Source organism: Thermomonas sp. (genome assembly GCF_025993755.1).
GTDB lineage: Bacteria > Pseudomonadota > Gammaproteobacteria > Xanthomonadales > Xanthomonadaceae > Thermomonas.
In genome coordinates, this window is record NZ_JAMQHN010000207.1 from 1 (window position 1) to 1,681 (window position 1,681).

At 63.8% G+C, this 1,681-nt stretch carries 1 pseudogene; it reads right to left on the reverse strand.

The annotated features are described in order from the left end of the window. A pseudogene (locus tag Q0X16_RS13285) lies at positions 1–1,681 on the reverse strand (hypothetical protein); the annotation flags it as partial.

Consider the following 1,681-nt stretch of genomic DNA (forward strand, 5'->3'; position numbering starts at 1 on the left):
ATAGATATTGCCGTTGGCATCGACGGCGACATCGCGCGGCCCCCAGAACGCATCGACCGGCTGGAAGGGCGCGTCGTAACCGAACTGGCCCGCCTGTCCCCAACCGACCACGGGCAAGCCCTGGTCGTCGAGTACCTGGATGCGGTAGTTCCAGGTATCGGCGACAACGATGCTGCCGTCCGGTGCGACGGCGACGCTGTTCGGGCGGTTGAACGCCCCAGTCGAGCCACCGGCAGATATGTAATCGGCGACCGGCACGCCATCCGCGTTGAAGACGGCCACGCGGTTGCCGAACTCGTCGGCGACGTAGACGCGGCCATCATTGCCAATAGAGATACCCACCGGGTGGTTGAGCGCACCGCCTGCGGGCTGCTGGAAGATCAGATCCGCGCCCGTGGGCTGCCAGTTGGCGACGCACTGGTTGACAGCGGTCGCGTCGGCGGCGTTCTGCGCCAGCGCATCGCCCACGCCCAGCGACCAGATCTGCGCGGCTACGTCTTTGCGGACGTAGAAAGACATCGTCTCGCTGACCGGCCAGTTGGTCAGGCTGAAATCGCCGCCGGTCGCCTGACCGTAGGCGGTGTAATCGCGCGACCACCAGATGTCGAGCAGGCCCTCGCGGAGCTGCGCCGAGACCGGGTTGCTGCCGGAAAAGTCGAACACCGTATCCACGCGCTGGGCATTGAGATTGAAGTAGTCCTGCATCGGCCACCACATGCGCGTGTAGTCGAAGCGCACGTAGCGATCTTCGAGCAGCGGCTCGACGCGCCCGCGTATATCGGAACTGGCGTAGACGGCCACGGCGTCATTGAGCGTGCCGGGCGACGGATCCTGGCCGAAGTAGGTTGCAAAGCGCAGATGGCGGAAGTACCAGCTTGCCGGCCAGGCATTGCCACCCCAGGCGAAACGGATGTCCATGCCGTTGGTCGTGCGGCGGCTGATGTCTTCGATCTGATCCATCATCAAGCGCCAGCCGGGCGCGCCGTGGGCATAGACCAGGAATTCGTTGGCGCGGTCGTAATTGATGAAGGACGCCGTCCAGGCCGCGCGGAAGGTCAAGAACGCGAGCATGACGAAGGCAGCCACGCCGATCATATGGCGCAGATGCAGTCCGCCGGTGATGGCGCGCACGCGCCAGATGGCATAGGCGACAACGACGACGACGACGATAGCGGCGATCCACGCGCCGGTTTCGGAAAGCTGCGTTTGCATCAGGCCGAAGATGTTGCGCCCGATCAGGAACGGCTGAACGATCTGGAAGGCCGCGATAATGAGCAGCGGCAGCAGCAGGAGATAGAGCCAGCCGCGTTTGTTGAAGCGCGACCAATCCGTGTGAGTGAAGATCGTCCCGAAATACCAGGCAGTCAGGAACATCATCGGGATGGTCATGTGCGTGCCGAGCCAGGGCATTTTCTCGCCTGCCAGCGTGTACGCGATCAGGTTGAGCACGCCGAGGTAGGCGAAGAAAGGCACGAACGGCAAGCGCTTGAGCCAGAGTTGTTTCTGGCCTGCGCGCACGATGTCTGCATCGGTCGGCGCAAACGGCAGCGATTCGATCTTGAGCGGATCGCCTTCGACGGCGGGGGCGCTCTCGGCGCTCAGGACGGCGCGGCGCTGCATCTCGTCAGCCAGTTCGACCGTCTCGATCTCCTGGCGGCGCATACGCCAGAAGCCGACCATA